The 16,900-nt window shown below is 58.8% G+C and carries 12 protein-coding genes and 1 pseudogene; 4 read left to right on the forward strand and 9 right to left on the reverse strand.

Annotated features, from left to right (window positions below):
- The gene (locus HGP13_RS37305) at positions 1 to 1,431 is read right to left on the reverse strand and encodes an aldehyde dehydrogenase (RefSeq protein ID WP_246707538.1); all 1,431 of its coding nucleotides are present in this window, start codon (positions 1,429 to 1,431) and stop codon (positions 1 to 3) included.
- Positions 1,432 to 1,960: 529 nt separating this feature from the next.
- Here HGP13_RS37305 and HGP13_RS37310 point away from each other — a divergent pair.
- The 3 genes from HGP13_RS37310 to HGP13_RS37320 all read left to right on the forward strand — a co-directional run bounded on the left by HGP13_RS37310 (position 1,961) and on the right by HGP13_RS37320 (position 4,285).
- Positions 1,961 to 2,974, forward strand: a complete 1,014-nt coding sequence (locus HGP13_RS37310) for a proline racemase family protein (protein WP_172235191.1) — start codon at positions 1,961 to 1,963, stop codon at positions 2,972 to 2,974.
- Between the two features lie 242 nt (positions 2,975 to 3,216).
- The gene (locus tag HGP13_RS37315; RefSeq protein WP_172235192.1) at positions 3,217 to 3,399 is read left to right on the forward strand and encodes a 4-oxalocrotonate tautomerase family protein; all 183 of its coding nucleotides are present in this window, start codon (positions 3,217 to 3,219) and stop codon (positions 3,397 to 3,399) included.
- A 97-nt stretch (positions 3,400 to 3,496) separates the two neighbouring features.
- Positions 3,497 to 4,285 (forward strand): DMT family transporter, encoded by a 789-nt coding sequence (locus tag HGP13_RS37320; protein ID WP_172235193.1) that lies wholly within the window; start codon positions 3,497 to 3,499, stop codon positions 4,283 to 4,285.
- Here HGP13_RS37320 and HGP13_RS37325 read toward each other — a convergent pair.
- The 3 genes from HGP13_RS37325 to HGP13_RS37335 form a co-directional block, all read right to left on the reverse strand.
- Positions 4,269 to 5,825 (reverse strand): ISL3 family transposase, encoded by a 1,557-nt coding sequence (locus HGP13_RS37325; RefSeq protein WP_172234322.1) that lies wholly within the window; start codon positions 5,823 to 5,825, stop codon positions 4,269 to 4,271. The genes HGP13_RS37320 and HGP13_RS37325 overlap by 17 nt on opposite strands.
- A 130-nt stretch (positions 5,826 to 5,955) precedes the next feature.
- Complete coding sequence (locus HGP13_RS37330; RefSeq protein WP_172234322.1) at positions 5,956 to 7,512, reverse strand: ISL3 family transposase; 1,557 nt, start codon at positions 7,510 to 7,512, stop codon at positions 5,956 to 5,958.
- 38 nt (positions 7,513 to 7,550) lie between these two features.
- Entirely contained in the window at positions 7,551 to 8,852 is a 1,302-nt protein-coding gene (locus tag HGP13_RS37335; RefSeq protein ID WP_172235194.1) for an ISKra4 family transposase, read from the reverse strand.
- Between the two features lie 252 nt (positions 8,853 to 9,104).
- On the opposite strand from HGP13_RS37335, the pseudogene HGP13_RS37340 reads away from it, so the two are divergent.
- Positions 9,105 to 9,274, forward strand: a pseudogene (locus tag HGP13_RS37340) (transposase); the annotation flags it as partial.
- Positions 9,275 to 9,382: 108 nt separating this feature from the next.
- On the opposite strand, the gene HGP13_RS37345 reads toward HGP13_RS37340, so the two are convergent.
- The 5 genes from HGP13_RS37345 to HGP13_RS37365 form a co-directional block, all read right to left on the reverse strand.
- The gene (locus HGP13_RS37345; protein ID WP_172235195.1) at positions 9,383 to 10,771 is read right to left on the reverse strand and encodes a PLP-dependent aminotransferase family protein; all 1,389 of its coding nucleotides are present in this window, start codon (positions 10,769 to 10,771) and stop codon (positions 9,383 to 9,385) included.
- 33 nt (positions 10,772 to 10,804) lie between these two features.
- Positions 10,805 to 12,241 (reverse strand): NAD-dependent succinate-semialdehyde dehydrogenase, encoded by a 1,437-nt coding sequence (locus HGP13_RS37350; protein WP_109670665.1) that lies wholly within the window; start codon positions 12,239 to 12,241, stop codon positions 10,805 to 10,807.
- 82 nt (positions 12,242 to 12,323) lie between these two features.
- Positions 12,324 to 13,223 (reverse strand): dihydrodipicolinate synthase family protein, encoded by a 900-nt coding sequence (locus HGP13_RS37355; RefSeq protein WP_109670667.1) that lies wholly within the window; start codon positions 13,221 to 13,223, stop codon positions 12,324 to 12,326.
- Positions 13,224 to 14,171: 948 nt separating this feature from the next.
- Positions 14,172 to 15,404: a serine hydrolase gene (locus HGP13_RS37360; RefSeq protein ID WP_172235196.1), complete on the reverse strand. Its 1,233-nt coding sequence runs from the start codon at positions 15,402 to 15,404 to the stop codon at positions 14,172 to 14,174.
- Between the two features lie 126 nt (positions 15,405 to 15,530).
- Positions 15,531 to 16,766: an FAD-dependent oxidoreductase gene (locus HGP13_RS37365; protein WP_172235197.1), complete on the reverse strand. Its 1,236-nt coding sequence runs from the start codon at positions 16,764 to 16,766 to the stop codon at positions 15,531 to 15,533.
- Between the last annotated feature and the right edge of the window lie 134 nt (positions 16,767 to 16,900).

Genomic DNA, 16,900 nt, shown 5'->3' on the forward strand with positions numbered 1-16,900 from the left:
TCAGAAACCTCCGTTAGAGCTGCTCAGGTCAACCCACAGGGTTTTTATCTGGCAATACTGATCGTGTGCGTGCAGGGACTTGTCGCGGCCACCGAAACCGGATTGTTTGTAACCTCCGAACGGGGTTGCGGCGTCGCCCTCCCCGTAGGAGTTCACAGTAACTGTGCCCGCATTGATTGCCCGGGCGGCGCGAAGCGCACGCGTGCCGTCACCACTGAATACCGAGGCCGCCAAGCCGTAGTCAGTTTCATTAGCGAGAGAAACCGCCTCCGCGAGGGATTTCACAGCAATCACCGAAAGGATCGGCCCGAAGATCTCTTCCTTGACGTGGCGGCCTTCGTGACGCTTGAATTCAATGATTGTGGGCTCGATAGTAGTGCCATCGACGGCATTCCCACCGATAATCACCTTGCCATCGTGCTCGAGATAGCTGCTCACCTTCTCAAAATGGGTCGCAGAAACGAGCGGTCCGATGCGGGTCTGTGGGTCCAGCGGGTCACCCACGATCCACGTCTTGGTTACAGCGGTAAGCTTCTCGAGCAGACGATCCTTAACATCCACATGGACGAAAAGACGTGAAATTGCCGAACAGTTCTGACCCATATTCCAGAAGGCGCCGTTTGCGATATGAGCAGCCACGGCATCGAGATCCGAGGCGTCTTCCATCACGATGCAAGGGTTCTTGCCTCCAAGTTCAAGCACAACTTCCTTCAGGTTGCTTTCAGAGGAGTACTTGAGGAAGCGCCGGCCAGTCTCAGTCGAGCCTGTAAACGAGATGGCATCAATGCCAGGGTGGCGTCCAATCGGTTCGCCGACGTCAGGACCGTCACCGGTCACAACGTTGAAAACTCCGGCAGGCACTCCGGCATCGAGTGCAAGCTCCGCTACCCGCAAGGTCGTCAGCGACGTTTCTTCGGCCGGCTTTACGACAATTGTGCACCCCGCTGCAAGGGCCGGGCCTATCTTCCAAGCCAAGGTCAAAAGCGGGAAATTCCACGGCAGGACGATCCCCACCACCCCGATCGGCTCGCGCACAATAAGACCAAGTGCTGCATCGTTCGCGGGGGCGACCTGATCATATATTTTGTCAATGGCTTCCGCGTGCCATCGCAGGCTGTTTACAGCCTCGGGGACGTCGATATTGGTGCAGTCGCCAATGGTCTTGCCGCTGTCTAGGCTTTCCATCAGTGCAAGTTCGGACGTGTTCTCCTCGATGAGTGAAGCAAGACTGAGCAAAACTTTTTTGCGGGCGGCTGGAGCGAGTTTCGACCAACGGCCGTCCTCGAGGGCATGCCGAGCGGCGGCAACCGCCTGGTCCACATCTGCGGCCGAACCCGCAGGAATCTCCGCCAAAACCTCGCCTGTCGCAGGGTTCAGTGTCTTGAAGGTTTTGCCCGATAGAGCGGCTGTCTGCACCCCATCCACAATCATGCTGGTTGGAAATCCGAGCGATTGGGCCTGGGTCTCATAGTCGACTTTGTTCAGCACTTCAGTTCTCCCTCGTGTCCCAATGACATCGACAACAATGTTCCGTGGAGCTCGCCCTGCATGCGCAAGGTGCGTGGGCACCCCCAACTCGACAAGGACGGCGCTATACATGGCCGTCAAACTGGCTCTCATGCGCGGAGTTCAGGAACGCTAGAAGCCTGCAAATACTAAAACAACCGGATAAAAAGTTATGCGCGGTAACCCTAAAAGTTATCGAGAATGGACGCTTCGCACGTTGGCAAGAAACGGACCGGACAGCGGCTGATCGAACCTACAGGCGGCGCGCCGCCGAGGACGGCCGCTCAGATATTCAACGTCCCTGTCGCGGCTGTTCTACGTCGCCAGACCAAAGCATCGTAGGTATTTGAAGGCTGGAGCAAAGGACTTAGCCTTTTCCCGGCCTCGTCCCATCGCCTCTACTGCGCACCTCGGCATATGTTTAGAAGGGTGCCAACACCGCAAAGCGGAAACCATGAGATTCAGCCACAGATTGTCGATCGTCGATTCACATACTGCCGGTGAGCCAAGCCGGTTTGTTGTTTCAGGTTTCCCAACGATACCTGGCTCGACAATGGCCGAGCGGATGCGCAACCTGATCAACGATTACGACTGGATCCGCCGGGTGACCATGAATGAACCGCGGGGCCACCGCGACATGTTCGGCGGCGTGATCGTCCCCCCCGTCAACCCAACTTCGCATGCAGGTGTGGTCTATATGGACGGCGGCCAGTTTTACAATATGTGCGGGCATGCCTCGCTCGGGCTTTGCGGAATGCTCGTTGAGACCGGGCAGGTACCACGTACTGGCCGCACCACAGAAGTCCGGTTAGATACGCCTGCCGGGCTGGTGGTCGGATCGGTTACAAGCAGCGATGCGGGAGACGTGGAAGCGGTATCCCTTATTGACGTCGCGTCCTTTGCTTTTGCCCTGGATCAGTTTGTTGAGGTCCCTAACTACGGCCGAGTCCGCGTTGACTTTGGATATGGCGGGAATATTTTCGTAATCGCCGAGGCCGCAGACATGGGCTTCCAGTCCATCGACCCGGAACACACCACCGATCTGATCAAGGCCGGCGTGGCGTTGCGCCAAGCGGCAAGGCTGCAATACCGGTTCCAGCATCCCGAGCAGCCTCATATCGACGGGATTGACCTTGCGATGTTGACCGCTCCGGCCTCAAGCAATGCCACGGACGCGCGCAACATCGTCATCCTCGGCCAGGCCCAGGCAGACCGATCGCCCTGCGGCACCGGCACGTGCGCGCGCATGGCCGTCGAGCATGCTAAGGGCCGGCTCAAGGTCCAAGAGCGCTTCAGGCACGAAAGCTCCATTCGGACATTTTTTGAAGCGCGCATACTGGAAACAACGAAGGTTGGACCCCTGCCTGCGGTAATACCGGAAATTAGTTGCCGACCTTTCCTTACCGGCTTTAGCGAGTTCGTCGTTGATCCAGAGGATCCATTGGGGAACGGCTTCGTGCTCGGATAATTCTGGTTGGGGTATCATGCTGCTCTAGCCAAGAAGGAACGCAACAAGGCGTTCCCACGAAGACCGGAGCTTGGCAGCTCATAACCCAGGGTCATCACCAACCGCAGCAATACTCATTTGAAGATTGCCAGTTGAGCGCGTTATCTGCCTGGATATGAAGCACCTGCTTGGGTCCGCCAATTCCTGTCGACCGATGCCGAGCACCGCCACCTCCTATCCTTACCAGCCACTGAGGAGCACATATGCCTGTAATTCACATTGAAACCTTTAAGTCGAGCGACGAGAAAAAGACGGAACTGGCCGGGGAAATCACCAAGCTGTTTTGTGACAAGATGAACCTGAAGCCAGAGCAGATCCACGTAGTCTTCGACGAGTATGAGCCGAACAACTGGGCAACCGGCGGCAAACTCTGGTCGAAGATGTGAGCAACAGTCTGGAAGGTTGGCCCGCCTGGAATTTGAGGCATCGAAAGCCATTGTTGCCCGCACCCCCAGAAATGCCTGATACAACTCGAGATTGTCCGTGTCGCAAATCCTGCTGATGTCCATCAACCAAGGCAGTGCATATGCGTTGAAGCCTCGGCGAAAAGGCTTTTGGACCCTTGTGGGCCTTATGTCGGTTCCGCTATGGGCTCTTTGGCCACTTATGGCGGTGATATCGGCTGACAGCATGCCCACGTTTCAATTCTCCGCCATCAACTATGCGGTGGCCGCGTCGACCTTGTTTGCTCTCTCCAGAAGGCGTGCATCCAAGGCACAGCTGATCAACCAGCAGCTAGTCCCTATCCTGATGGTGGCACTCGGCCTTTTGATCGGGAATGTCCTTTTCCTATACTCGCTCAAGTTTATTTCACCCGCGCAATCAAATATCATTGTGTACCTCTGGCCAATCATCGTCATCTTGCTTGCCACAGGTTTAGGCCTCCTAACTTTTTCCCCAAGGCACCTGTTTTCTGTGCTCCTCGCGCTCGCCGGAGCCGTTTTGGTGATTGGTCCCGATCTCGCAGCCGGGTCTTGGATAGGGATCGCGCTGGCCTTCGGAAGCGGCTTCGCCTGGGCTGTCTTCTGCGTCTACAGGATATGGCAGGGTCCTGATGCCCCGGACGCCCTGATTGCTGGCCTGACCGTTTCGTCAATTATCGCTTTAATTGTTCATTTCATGGTAGAGAGCACCACGCTGCCAACACCCATGGCGCTTTTTGGGGTGGTCTTCACAGGGATATTTCCGCTCGCTGTCGGCAACTGTGTTTCGGCGTGGAATAAGGGCTCTGACGCACTTTTGGTGGTGATGGAGCCTACCCAGCGCCGATGACGCGCGCCTGGAGTAGGTCGAGTTTTCCTCGGCCGTACATTTGGCGTTTCACGAGCTTGAGTTTGGTGATCTGCCCCTCGGTTTGGCCATTGGACCAGGGAGATGTGATCGCCGCGCTCACAGCCGCTCGGTCCTTGACGATGCCGTTGGCGAAGGGGGCAACAAGGCCCGATCGAGCTTGCTCCAGCCATGGCTCAAGATCGACGAGAGACTTCTTGCGGATCATGGCCTGGAAGGCGGCGATGATTCCTCGGGCATCGACCAGCTGGGGCACACCGCCCTCAATCGCGGCGACAAGGACGGTTTCGGACTTGGAGAGGTTGTCGCGACCGACGGTCATCAGCCGCGCTATGGTCCGCGCCGAGGGCGCCCGGCTCAAGGCGCCACCATCGACCTTTTCCGCCTTCCGACGGCGCGTAGCCCACTCGGTGACAACCCGAAGACTACCACGGAACCCTTGGCCTTTGAGCCGTCGCCATAGCTCGGCGCCGTTCCGCCGTCCGGCCGACCACTGGGCGTCGAGCCATGGCAGGTGCAGTTCGAGCGAGTTCTCGCGGACGCGGAAGATATCCGAGCGTTGACCGCGCATGACGCGACGGACAAGGCCGCGGCTGTACCCGGTCCGGCGAACGATCTCCTTGATCGTCACCCCGGTCTTGGCCAGGCCGAGAATGGCGGCGTTGGTGTCTTCCCGGCGAAGATATCCCTCATATTGGATCCGCTCGGCGGCAGTGAGCAGGTCGGGATTGATCGTGACTGCGCCGATCGCGGACCGAATCTGGCGCATGGATTTGCGCACGGCGTCGAGGAAGGCGCGGCTGGCGTTCTCCATCAAGTGCCAACGGTCGGCCACCTGGATCGCCTTCGGCAGAGCCTTGGCTGCAGCCATTGCGTAGCCACCGCCACGGTCGCGGGCGACGATGCCGATCTGAGGCTGGTCAGAGAGCCAGGCCTGAGCCGTCGCTGGTTCCCGGTCAGGCAGCAATGCGATGGTCTTGCGCCGCTCCAGATCGCAGATGAGGGTTCCATAGCGCTGGTTGCGTCGCCACGCCCAGTCGTCGATCCCGATCACGGCTGGCGGAACGAAGCGCGGGCTGCCGCGCCGCCGCACGACGCGCAGCAGGGTGTCGTTGCTCACTGGCAGCATCAGTCTCCGGGCGAAGCCCGCTGCCGGGCGCCCGCCCAGAACAAGCCCAAGATGATGAACGATATCGTCGAGGCGAGCGGTTCGCCGCGCCCATGGCGCCAGGACGCCCTCGTCAAAGCGCTCGGCGAAGATTCGCCGGCCGCACAGAACCGCGTCGCAGTGGAACCGGCGCACCAGGACGACCAGCCGAACAGGCTTTCCAGCCAACGGCAGATCCGCCAAGCGCCGCTGATACCGGCTGTGGATCCGCTCCGATCTCGTTCCGCAGCCCGGACAGGCACTCGCCATGCTCAAAGGTCGGATCGTGATGAGCGTCGCGTCGACCGCACTGGCGGCATCTTCAACAACAAAGCCGCGAGGGACGAGAGTCGATGGTCGGAGGGCCTGGCCCATGGCATTGATTCCTTTTGTGAAACCAGTGCCAGCCGACGTCACAATGTCATCAAAACTGAGTCAGAGCCCCTTTTGCGAGCCGATCCAGGGTCCCAATTGGGCTCTGACGCACTTTTGGTGGTGATGGAGCCTACCCAGCGCCGATGACGCGCGCCTGGAGTAGGTCGAGTTTTCCTCGGCCGTACATTTGGCGTTTCACGAGCTTGAGTTTGGTGATCTGCCCCTCGGTTTGGCCATTGGACCAGGGAGATGTGATCGCCGCGCTCACAGCCGCTCGGTCCTTGACGATGCCGTTGGCGAAGGGGGCAACAAGGCCCGATCGAGCTTGCTCCAGCCATGGCTCAAGATCGACGAGAGACTTCTTGCGGATCATGGCCTGGAAGGCGGCGATGATTCCTCGGGCATCGACCAGCTGGGGCACACCGCCCTCAATCGCGGCGACAAGGACGGTTTCGGACTTGGAGAGGTTGTCGCGACCGACGGTCATCAGCCGCGCTATGGTCCGCGCCGAGGGCGCCCGGCTCAAGGCGCCACCATCGACCTTTTCCGCCTTCCGACGGCGCGTAGCCCACTCGGTGACAACCCGAAGACTACCACGGAACCCTTGGCCTTTGAGCCGTCGCCATAGCTCGGCGCCGTTCCGCCGTCCGGCCGACCACTGGGCGTCGAGCCATGGCAGGTGCAGTTCGAGCGAGTTCTCGCGGACGCGGAAGATATCCGAGCGTTGACCGCGCATGACGCGACGGACAAGGCCGCGGCTGTACCCGGTCCGGCGAACGATCTCCTTGATCGTCACCCCGGTCTTGGCCAGGCCGAGAATGGCGGCGTTGGTGTCTTCCCGGCGAAGATATCCCTCATATTGGATCCGCTCGGCGGCAGTGAGCAGGTCGGGATTGATCGTGACTGCGCCGATCGCGGACCGAATCTGGCGCATGGATTTGCGCACGGCGTCGAGGAAGGCGCGGCTGGCGTTCTCCATCAAGTGCCAACGGTCGGCCACCTGGATCGCCTTCGGCAGAGCCTTGGCTGCAGCCATTGCGTAGCCACCGCCACGGTCGCGGGCGACGATGCCGATCTGAGGCTGGTCAGAGAGCCAGGCCTGAGCCGTCGCTGGTTCCCGGTCAGGCAGCAATGCGATGGTCTTGCGCCGCTCCAGATCGCAGATGAGGGTTCCATAGCGCTGGTTGCGTCGCCACGCCCAGTCGTCGATCCCGATCACGGCTGGCGGAACGAAGCGCGGGCTGCCGCGCCGCCGCACGACGCGCAGCAGGGTGTCGTTGCTCACTGGCAGCATCAGTCTCCGGGCGAAGCCCGCTGCCGGGCGCCCGCCCAGAACAAGCCCAAGATGATGAACGATATCGTCGAGGCGAGCGGTTCGCCGCGCCCATGGCGCCAGGACGCCCTCGTCAAAGCGCTCGGCGAAGATTCGCCGGCCGCACAGAACCGCGTCGCAGTGGAACCGGCGCACCAGGACGACCAGCCGAACAGGCTTTCCAGCCAACGGCAGATCCGCCAAGCGCCGCTGATACCGGCTGTGGATCCGCTCCGATCTCGTTCCGCAGCCCGGACAGGCACTCGCCATGCTCAAAGGTCGGATCGTGATGAGCGTCGCGTCGACCGCACTGGCGGCATCTTCAACAACAAAGCCGCGAGGGACGAGAGTCGATGGTCGGAGGGCCTGGCCCATGGCATTGATTCCTTTTGTGAAACCAGTGCCAGCCGACGTCACAATGTCATCAAAACTGAGTCAGAGCCCCAATTGCGGGCCGATTGACACTCGGCCAAAGCGGAGGCAACGCGAAGCCCAGCCCGATAGCGCTTTCCATAGTTGACGATCGCGCCGCGATTTGAATGAACATAGGTCAGGAGCTGCGAGGCGAGGCTATAAAGCCGTGCGATTGAGAACTCGCCGGCGCTTTGCGAGTCTTTCAGTCTCGCCAGGAGTGGCTGCAGGCCGCGGATCGCGCCATCGACTCGCCCGTGCCAGAGACGCCACTTCACGGATCTGATGTCCCTGTCGATGGTTGGAAGCACTTCAAAAGGGTCGGACTGGGATCGCACGATGTGATCGGCGATCTGCTGCATGGGCTGGATCTTCATGGCAATGTGGAACCAGTCGATGATGTGGGCTGTCGGCTTGAGCATGGCGCGGGGCAGCCGCTTCAGGATTTCGGCGCCGTCCGAGATCACGGTGACGTTGCCAAAGTCGCAATATCCTTCTTGCTGAAGTGCGTGGAGGGCTCGATCCCGGATTGCAGCCTGGTCGGTGTTGCTGGTCACGAAGTAGCGGCCACCGACATCACCCCGACCGCCGCGGCCGCATCGAGCTACAACGAGTTCGAAGTTTCGCGCGGAATTGGGATCGGCGCTGCGAACATGTGCCGTATCGATGCTGATGACGAACTCTTTGCGTCGGCCGCCGGGAAGCTGCATTTCAAGCTGGCTTCGATCGTCCCTTTGAGCTCGCGCGCGCCTTTCTTCCTTCGCGTTCTGTTCATCGAGCCGTTCACCGACCCTGATGGTCCGCTTGCGCACGGTCGCGTACGTCTCGGTGGGTTCAATCGGCAGAAATTCGCCAAGCACCTTTGCTGCCTGCCGATACGGCATCATGCTTCCCAATCGCGCCGTCAGTTCAAACAGTTCAGGCGTGGCTCGATCAGGGCAGATCTCGTTGAGTGGTGCGAAGGCAGCGACCATGCCAGGATGGCAATCCCGGCAGAGCATCCACCGGGGATTGCGGACCTCCACCGTGCCGAAGACAGTTCTGATTTTGCGCGTCGTATAGCCCTTGACCGGCCGGAACGTGTGGCAATCAGGGCAGACGCGGCGAAAGAGCGAGTAGGTCTCCGCCTCGTGGCTGACGACCGCGATCTGCAGGGCCGCCATGATTTTCTTTCCATCGGCGATCGACAAGCCGATATCGCCGTCGGACAAGCCCTTCCAGCTCTTGTCGATGCGGACCTCCTTCCGGCAGGTGTCGCCAAATTCGTTCCTGCCCTCGATCGTGATCGTCCATTCCACCGCCATCGTTGCTTCTCCGAACAAAGCGACGGTGATGACCTGCTCGGGCCTAACAATCCGTGCTCAACCCCAGAAAAATTACCGGTCTCATCCGAAGCGGCCAAAATACCCCATCTCCGCCGAACGCATTCCCGACAGGCGCGGCTTCAAGTTCACCGCCGAAAACGTCGTCATGCTGCTGCGGGCACAAGCTCAGACTTGATGTTCCCGAGACGTTCCTGATCTTGGCCAAAATCGCAGCTTCGGGCCGATTGGGCCAAATACGCCTGCCGGACCTGCGCGACGGTGCTGCAGGCGCCAGCTCCGGAGCGGCCGACGCCGGCGGCCTGGCGACGCCGGCGCAGGTGCTGGTCAGCAAATATTGCGACCAAACACCGCTCTATCGGCAGTCGCAGATCTTTGCCCGCCATGGCCTCGATCTTCCGCGCCGACTGGGTTGGCGACTACTTTCTTGTGAGCCGCCGTCAAGACTTTTGCAGGTGTCAGTCGCATACGACCTTTGCTGCTACACAGGCCTTCAAGATGGTCAAGTTTCGCTAGGCTACCGAAGCAACGTTCACTGGATGTCGCTTCAAAATGTCGCGGAGGACCCGAAGAACACTGTGTAGTTCGCTAGGATTTTTCGGAGCACCCAAACATATGCGGACCGCACCTGGCTCAGCTTCTCTCACGGCCGAAGCGATCGGGGGCGTTACAAGGATCCCACGAGCCCGCGCAGCGGACACAAATTGATCTGAGGACCACTCGCGGGGCAAAGGCAACCAGCCATAAAACGCTGGACTCGGAATCCTCGCAACGTCAGGGAAGGCTTCCAGCAGAAGGCGGTAGCGCTCCAAAGCATCTCGTCGCCGCTCCAGCAACAGTTCATCGAACTTCCCGCTGGCAATCAGGCGCACGACGGCTTCGCCCAACATTGGAGCGACAAACCAAGCAGAAGCATGCAAAAGAAGCTCGATTTGCGCCACATAGGATGCGGGGACCGTCAAAGTTCCAAGCCGGAAACCGGGAGCGATGCATTTAGAATATGACGTGATGTAGAAGGTTCGGGTTGGAGCCAGGGATGCAAGCGGGAGCGGGCGTTCAGGGAAGAAAAAGCCATAGACATCATCCTCAATCAAAGCCAGATCGAACTCGTCTGCCAACTCGGCGATCTGATGTCGCCGGGCAGCCGTCATTGTCCGGGCGGTGGGACTGTGCAACGTTGGCATGCAGTAAAGCACCCTTGCCTTTGTCTTCTGGCAGGCCTCTTTCAGAGAGTTCGGAACCATACCCTCTTCGTCCATCTCAACTGGAACTAAAGTCAGGTTGCTGGCCGCCGCAACTGCTTTGAAACCAGAGTAGGTTAGGTCGTCGACCAGAACGCTATCGCCGGGCTTGGCGACCAAGCGCAACGTCATATCGATGGCGTGCTGGGCTCCATTACACAAAAACAACCGCGATGGTTCGATATTGTAGGAGTCGTCGGATAGTGAGGCGGCGATGATCTCGCGGTGCCTCCATATGCCCGCGTGCGGGTGGTAGCGGAGCAGGGGAGCAAGATCATCTTCGCGGATCACGTCGCCTAGGAGTGCCGATAGGATCTTCGTTTCCTTACCATCCGCGGGCATATTCAATGCTAAATTCACTGGCTCGTGTCTTGCCACAGTTTCCGATCGGATACCTGCGCGCTTGCGCACGAATGTGCCCTGTCCGACGTGACCGCTCACGACACCGCGCTGTTCGGCCTCCTGGTAAGCCTTGCTGACCGTACCAACGGAAAGACCAAGTTCTCGTGCCAGGTCACGATGAGCTGGCAAACGGTCGCCTTCCGACAGCAAACCGTCTGCGATGTCCTCTTCTAAAGCATTAACTAGTGCAAGATAGCGCGGGCCCTCAGCGCTTAGCAGCCGCGGCCGCCAGCCTGATAACGTCTCGTCCAAGGTCATGTCCCGCGCCTCTTTTGCTATTTGTCTCATCCCCTACAATACATGAAGATGACCGACGTATTTTCTGACGGTGTAAGACTCCAAACCTTCGATACCGCCCTCTCGACCCCAGCCACTATCGCCAATGCCGCCGAACGGAGTCTCCGGGATCGTTACCACCATCTGGTTAATGCCGATTACACCTACCTCCATGGCCTCCGATATACGATTAGCAGTCGCCGCGGAGCGGGTGAAGGCGTACCCAGCCAAACCATAAGGCAATGCATTCGCTCGCGCGAGCCCCTGTTCTATATCATCCACAGATTGAACCAACGCAAGTGGCCCAAACGGCTCCTCGGTCATAGCCCTCGCCTGGTCGGGAATGTCCGCCAGGATCGTCGGCATGTACATCAGGCCTGAAGCGTTGATGCGCTCGCCCCCCGTGATTAGCCGCGCTTGATGGGACAAGGCGTCCGCGATGAGATCGTCCATGGCTGCGATACGGCGGGTGTTGGCCATTGGTCCCACGGTTGTGCCCGATTGCAAGCCGTCGCCCACGACTTGTTTCTTTACGAAGGCCCGCGCATGTTCCAGATACTCTTCGTAAATTGGACGCTCTACAAAAAATCGGGTCGGCGACGTGCAGACCTGGCCGGTGTTTCGAAGTTTGATAGCCATCGAAAGCTCTGCTGCACGCTGGACATCAGCATCCTTTGCGACAATCACGGGTGCGTGACCGCCAAGCTCCATAGTAGCAAGGGTTAAGGTCTCTCCGGCAAGCCGAGCGAGGTGGCGCCCAACCGGTGTGGATCCGGTGAACGAGATTTTGCGGATGATCGGCGACCGAATGAGATACTCAGATACTTCACTCGGCACCCCGAACACAACGTTAAGTACGCCCTTTGGCAGGCCGGCATCGGTAAGAGCACGTGCTATCTCGAGGGTGGTGCCTGGCGTTTCCTCGGCCGGCTTGATAATGCAGGTGCACCCAGCAGCGAGAGCAGGCGCGATCTTGCGTGCTGGAGTTACGGCCGGGAAGTTCCAAGGGGTGAAGCAGGCTACTGGACCAATAGGCTCCTGCGTCACAGTTTGACGCATATCGGCAAGTCGCGCAGGAATGACACGTCCATAGCTGCGTCTTCCCTCTTCTGCGAACCAATCAAAGAATTCCGCCGCAGCTGTGATCTCGCCCTTGGCCTCAGCCAAAGTTTTCCCTTCCTCCAACGTTAGCACAGTCGCGATATGATCGAGACGGTCGCGCATCAGATCCGCGGCGCGGCGCAAGATCTGCGCCCGCTCGAAGGGCGAAGTACGCTTCCAGCTCTCAAAGGCGCGGCTTGCAGCCGCGAGAGCTCGATCAAGCTCGGGCTTGCCTGCGTGCGGCAGATTACCGAGCGACTGTTCAGTAGCCGGATTGAGGACGGTTTCGCCTCCAGCTTTGGTTTCCTCTATCCATTCGCCGTCAATGAGGAGTGCAAGTTTCGTATACATATCTATTCCTTAGGTAAGAAAGGAGACGCCCTAGTAAGCCAGAGCGTTCTTGACCGGCTTTGGTACCCGTACGGAAGCCTCTTTAAGGCTTCGCCCAGCGCGCAAGACCCGCATCAGAGATGATCTTTGCAATGTTTGCTTTCTGTTCATCTGCCAAAGGCAGGAGGGGAAGTCGTGGACCGCCGGCACTTCGGCCAAGCTGATCCATGGTCTCTTTGATGGCCGCGTAATACGCGCCGGACTGGAAGCAACGATAGAAAGCAAAGACGTCGCGCCCAAGCTCAGCTACCACCTTCTCTCCGGTGAGAGCCTTATCCCAATAGTCGCGGATGAGGGGGCCGGCGATTTGGTGCGCCATTGCGACAACACCATGAGCGCCAACGGCACGAGCCGGAACGATCATGGTCTCATATCCAACGAATACTTGAAGCTTATCACCCACGCGTTGTACGAGCTCGCTGACTTGGGTGATCACACCCGAACTGTCCTTGATAGCCACCACGGTGGGTAGTTCGGAAAGCTGCTCAACGAGAGCCGGCGTAATGTCGATTCCAGCCCGGCGCGGGCTATTGTAGAGCATAAGCGGAAGCGAGGTGTTCCGAGAAATGTACTCGAAGAACGCGACGATCTCGCGCGGGCTCGGCATGGCATAGATTGGCGGCAGTATCATGCCGCCAGCGCAACCCGCTGCGACAGCCGACTGGCATGCTTCCAGCACATCTTCGACGCGCAGATCTGCTACGCCCGCCAAAACTGGCACACGGCCAGCCACATGATCGACCGTTACTTTGTAAAGATGGGCACGCTCTGCTTTGGTGAGAGCATAGAATTCGCCTGTGCTTCCAGCCGCCACCACGCCCTGCGCGCCGTCGGCGATTGCATCATCAATGAGCTCTTTATAGCGAGTTTCATTGATCGAGCCGTCTGCTCCGAAGGGAGTTACGAGAACAGGAAAGATACCGCTCCAGTTTACATTCGTCATAATCCACGATCCTTTGTTAGAAGATACTTTTTGAAGGTGCAAATGCCGGCGGTGCGATTGGGTTAGGGTGGGCAAGTTCCACAAAGCGTTCGTCGAAAACGACAAACCTCGGAATACTTCCAAGATCGCGGCACGGAATGGGAGGCAATCCGCCCGGGAGATCGGCACGATCAACTTGAAAACCCGCAGCGCCACTGCTCCAAGGTGTTTCACTCGTTCAGGTTGGTGCATGTATCCGAGATGTAGCCCCGCCCTTCCGTCACAGCGCCGCTTGCTACGCGCTGGAAGGCGGACGAAGGGTGTTCAGCCGTCGTTGGCACTGACGCCAGCCCGCTCAATGCGGCGACGCTAAATGCAGTCACGACCATTGCGCCGACAAAATGAACGATTGGAACCTCCTCGGGCGAATTGGAATATATCATTTATGTATTGCACTATATCATTTAGTTTGCGACGCGCAACATTAATCTTATGCCGCCATTTTGACTCCCAGGTATCTCAACTCATGGATGCACCGCGGGATGTTTGTGATCTAGGCGGTCATCAGCTGTTCGCCTTGCCTAGGAGCGGTAACAGAGTGGATTGGCCGACGAGATACCGTGAGCCGCCAGCAAAGAAGCTCAGTACGAGGTCGGCATATCGCCGCCCAGCAATGTAGGTGGGAAAAGTCGAGGCCGTAGGTCTTACCATCTGTTTCGGCCGCGGCTCCAGTCGATCAGAGCGAGATACTCCCACGGCATCACGTGAAGAAGGAGCGTAACGGCGACGACCTGGTGACGCTCACCTGGACATCACAGAGGTGCACTATCTCCTCCGGCCCTACGATGTCCTAGGTCGTCATCGTGAAATGACATTCATGATTTCGTTTTCTGTGGGGCCCGCTTGAGCGGACACAGCAAGGCAAAACTCAGGCTCATCAAGAGTTAGCTCAGCGACATACGCCACTGCTCACTTTGCCCGCAGCATTCTTCCAAGTGTCAGCAACTGCGGAGATGTGATCCTGCAGCCGGCGCCTTCGGCGACCGGGTGGGAGGCAAAAATTGCCACGACCATCTCCGCCTTCGGCGCCACATAGAGGCGCTGGCCGTGAATGCCACGTGCTTCGAACGCCCCCAACTCGTTGTCCGAGACCCACCACTGACTGCGATATGTGTAGCCAGCTTCAACGTTTGCTCGCTTCCCACCTCTTTGCACGTCATGCACGACAGATGCGGGAATAAGCTGCTTTCCATTCCATCGTCCTTCGCACCGCATCAGCTCGCCAAAACGCGCAAAGTCTCGAAGCGTAGCGCTCAGGCCACTTTCAGCCAGCGGCATGCCACCCGGATCGATCTCTAGACAACCGTCCTCTTCGCAGCCAAGCGGCGCCCACAGGCGTTCGTGCAACAATTGAGCGAAAGAACGACCGGTAACGCGCATCATGACCCAAGCCAGCACTTGGGTGTTCAGGCTCTGATAAGCGAATCGTCCGTGCACTCCGTGCTTGCGCACGGTCCTTAGGTAATCGCATGAGGTCCGGGGGCCGTTGTAGCCAACCGGTCGCGGTAGTCGCCCAAATGCCCATCTGTACTGCCAGATGTCAGAGTGCTCGTCGTAGCCCTCCCTGAATGTAATGCTGGTCCGCATATCCATTACCTGACGGATAGTGGCAGCTTCCCATGCCGTGGTTCGCAACTCCGGCAGATAGTGCGAGATGGTCTGAGAGTCGTCCAGCACGCCTTCGTGAATGAGCGCCGCCGCGAGCGTGCCGGTGTACGACTTCGTGCACGACTGGCACTCATGCGGCAGGTGGGGCTCGAGTGCACCGAAGTAGCGCTCGTAAACAATTTTTCCGCGATGTAATACCACGACGCCGTCAACGTAAGTGTCGATCAGCGCCTCACCGAAGCGTCTAACGACACCGTTCAGGTCTGCGAAAGATAGCTGGTCAATTTCATCGCCCCCCTCGCCGCGGTCGAATTGGACGGGTGTGCCCTGTCCGCGCCACACGTTAACTGTAGGCATCAGCTCACGCATATGCGAGAACGACCAGCGGATTTGTGGAAAGTCACGGAATGTCCCACCCTCAAACGTGATCCGCTTGTCGCTTGGCGCAGGCGCCCCACGCATCCAACCGAGCTCTCGGGGATCGGATGCGCGACCGTCGAGATAGTGATGTCCGTTGATTTCGAGGGTTCCCAACACAATTTCTCCTCTTTCGCGTATGCGGTGCGTGTAACCAGTCCAAGCGGCATCAGCGCTCCGCGTTTTTCGCCTTATGATCGCGGATTGATCAGCCCGTAGCACCCAGGTCTCGGTTTCTTCACTCTATCTGAGGCGATAAGGTGTGCACGAGAGTCGAGGCGTACGCGCCGCGACGAGATCGGAGATGAGTGCTGCTGTCATCGGCGCGCCGCTGATGCCCATGTGTCCGTGCCCAGTGGCAAAGAACACGGAGGCATAGCGAGGATGGCGATCGATGATGGGCAGACTGTCAGGTGTTGATGGTCGCACGCCCATCCACTCGGTCACTTGACCGACCGCGAGATCCGGCAGCATCGCTTGAGCGGATACCCGCAACTTCCTATTCTGCCCCTTGGTCGGCGCAGCATCAGGTGCCTCGAACTCCGCGATGCCGACGATACGGAGACCTTCACCTAGGGGCGTCGCCACGATTGCTGAAGCGGCGTCTGTAACCGGCCGGCTTATAGCGCTCTCAGCCCCCGGCATAGTGATGTGATAGCCGCGCTCGCTGGCTAAGGACAAAGTGACCCCGAGCGAACGCCCCAGATCTCGGCTTGCGATCCCAGCGGCAATGACAACAGAATCAAATCCGTGAACGCCCGAATGCGTCCGGAGTTTCACTCGGTCCGCCTCTGGGTCGATAGCCACGACAGCCGCTGCCTGTATCGTTGCCCCTAGCGAAGCCGCCCTGTCCATTAATCCCTGCACAAGGCCTAGTGGGGACGTGACATGGCCGCTGTCTGGAAAGAAGATGCCGCGTCGATAAGAGCGAGACAATTGAGGCTCTAGTTCTAAAACCTCGTCGAATGAGATTCTTTGAAATCGAACCCCCTTCTCATTTCGCATCGAGTCAACGATGTGATCCAAAGGCCCTAATGAATCGACTCTGTAAACATGCAGTGCGCCATTCGGTCGAAAATGCCGGTTCCAACCAGCTTCTCCGAGCATGTCTTTATAGAGACCGGCGCATTGAGCATTCAGAGCGTGAAGCGCATCGTAAGCAGGCCTCCAATTCTCCAAGCGTCCGGTGCTAAGGAACCGAAGCAACCACGGGAAGGTGCGAGGAAGTTCTCGCGGCGCCAGACGTACCGGACCATTCTTGTCGGTGAGCCACCGCATGGCTTGCCGCATAACGCCTGGATACGCCATTGGCAGGGACGAGCCTGCATTATACTGTGCCCCGTTGCCCCAGGAGCACCCGTAGCCAACACGGTCTTTTTCGAACACCGTAACCTGATGCCCCTCGCGGGCTAGCATTAGCGCACAACTTGCGCCGACGACACCTCCACCAATGATAGCCACGGTGCGACGCTCAAACATTTGGAGCCCCCTTCTCGCGGGTCGTTAACCTCGTCGCGAACGTTTAAGACCGAGCCAGACGACGCTGACCACTCACTGCCGCCGCATTGACATAGCTCGACGCGGGCGCGCACGAGGTTCCTCCTGGATTCGGG

Origin of the sequence: Mesorhizobium sp. NZP2077 (assembly GCF_013170805.1) — a bacterium.
Lineage (GTDB): Bacteria > Pseudomonadota > Alphaproteobacteria > Rhizobiales > Rhizobiaceae > Mesorhizobium.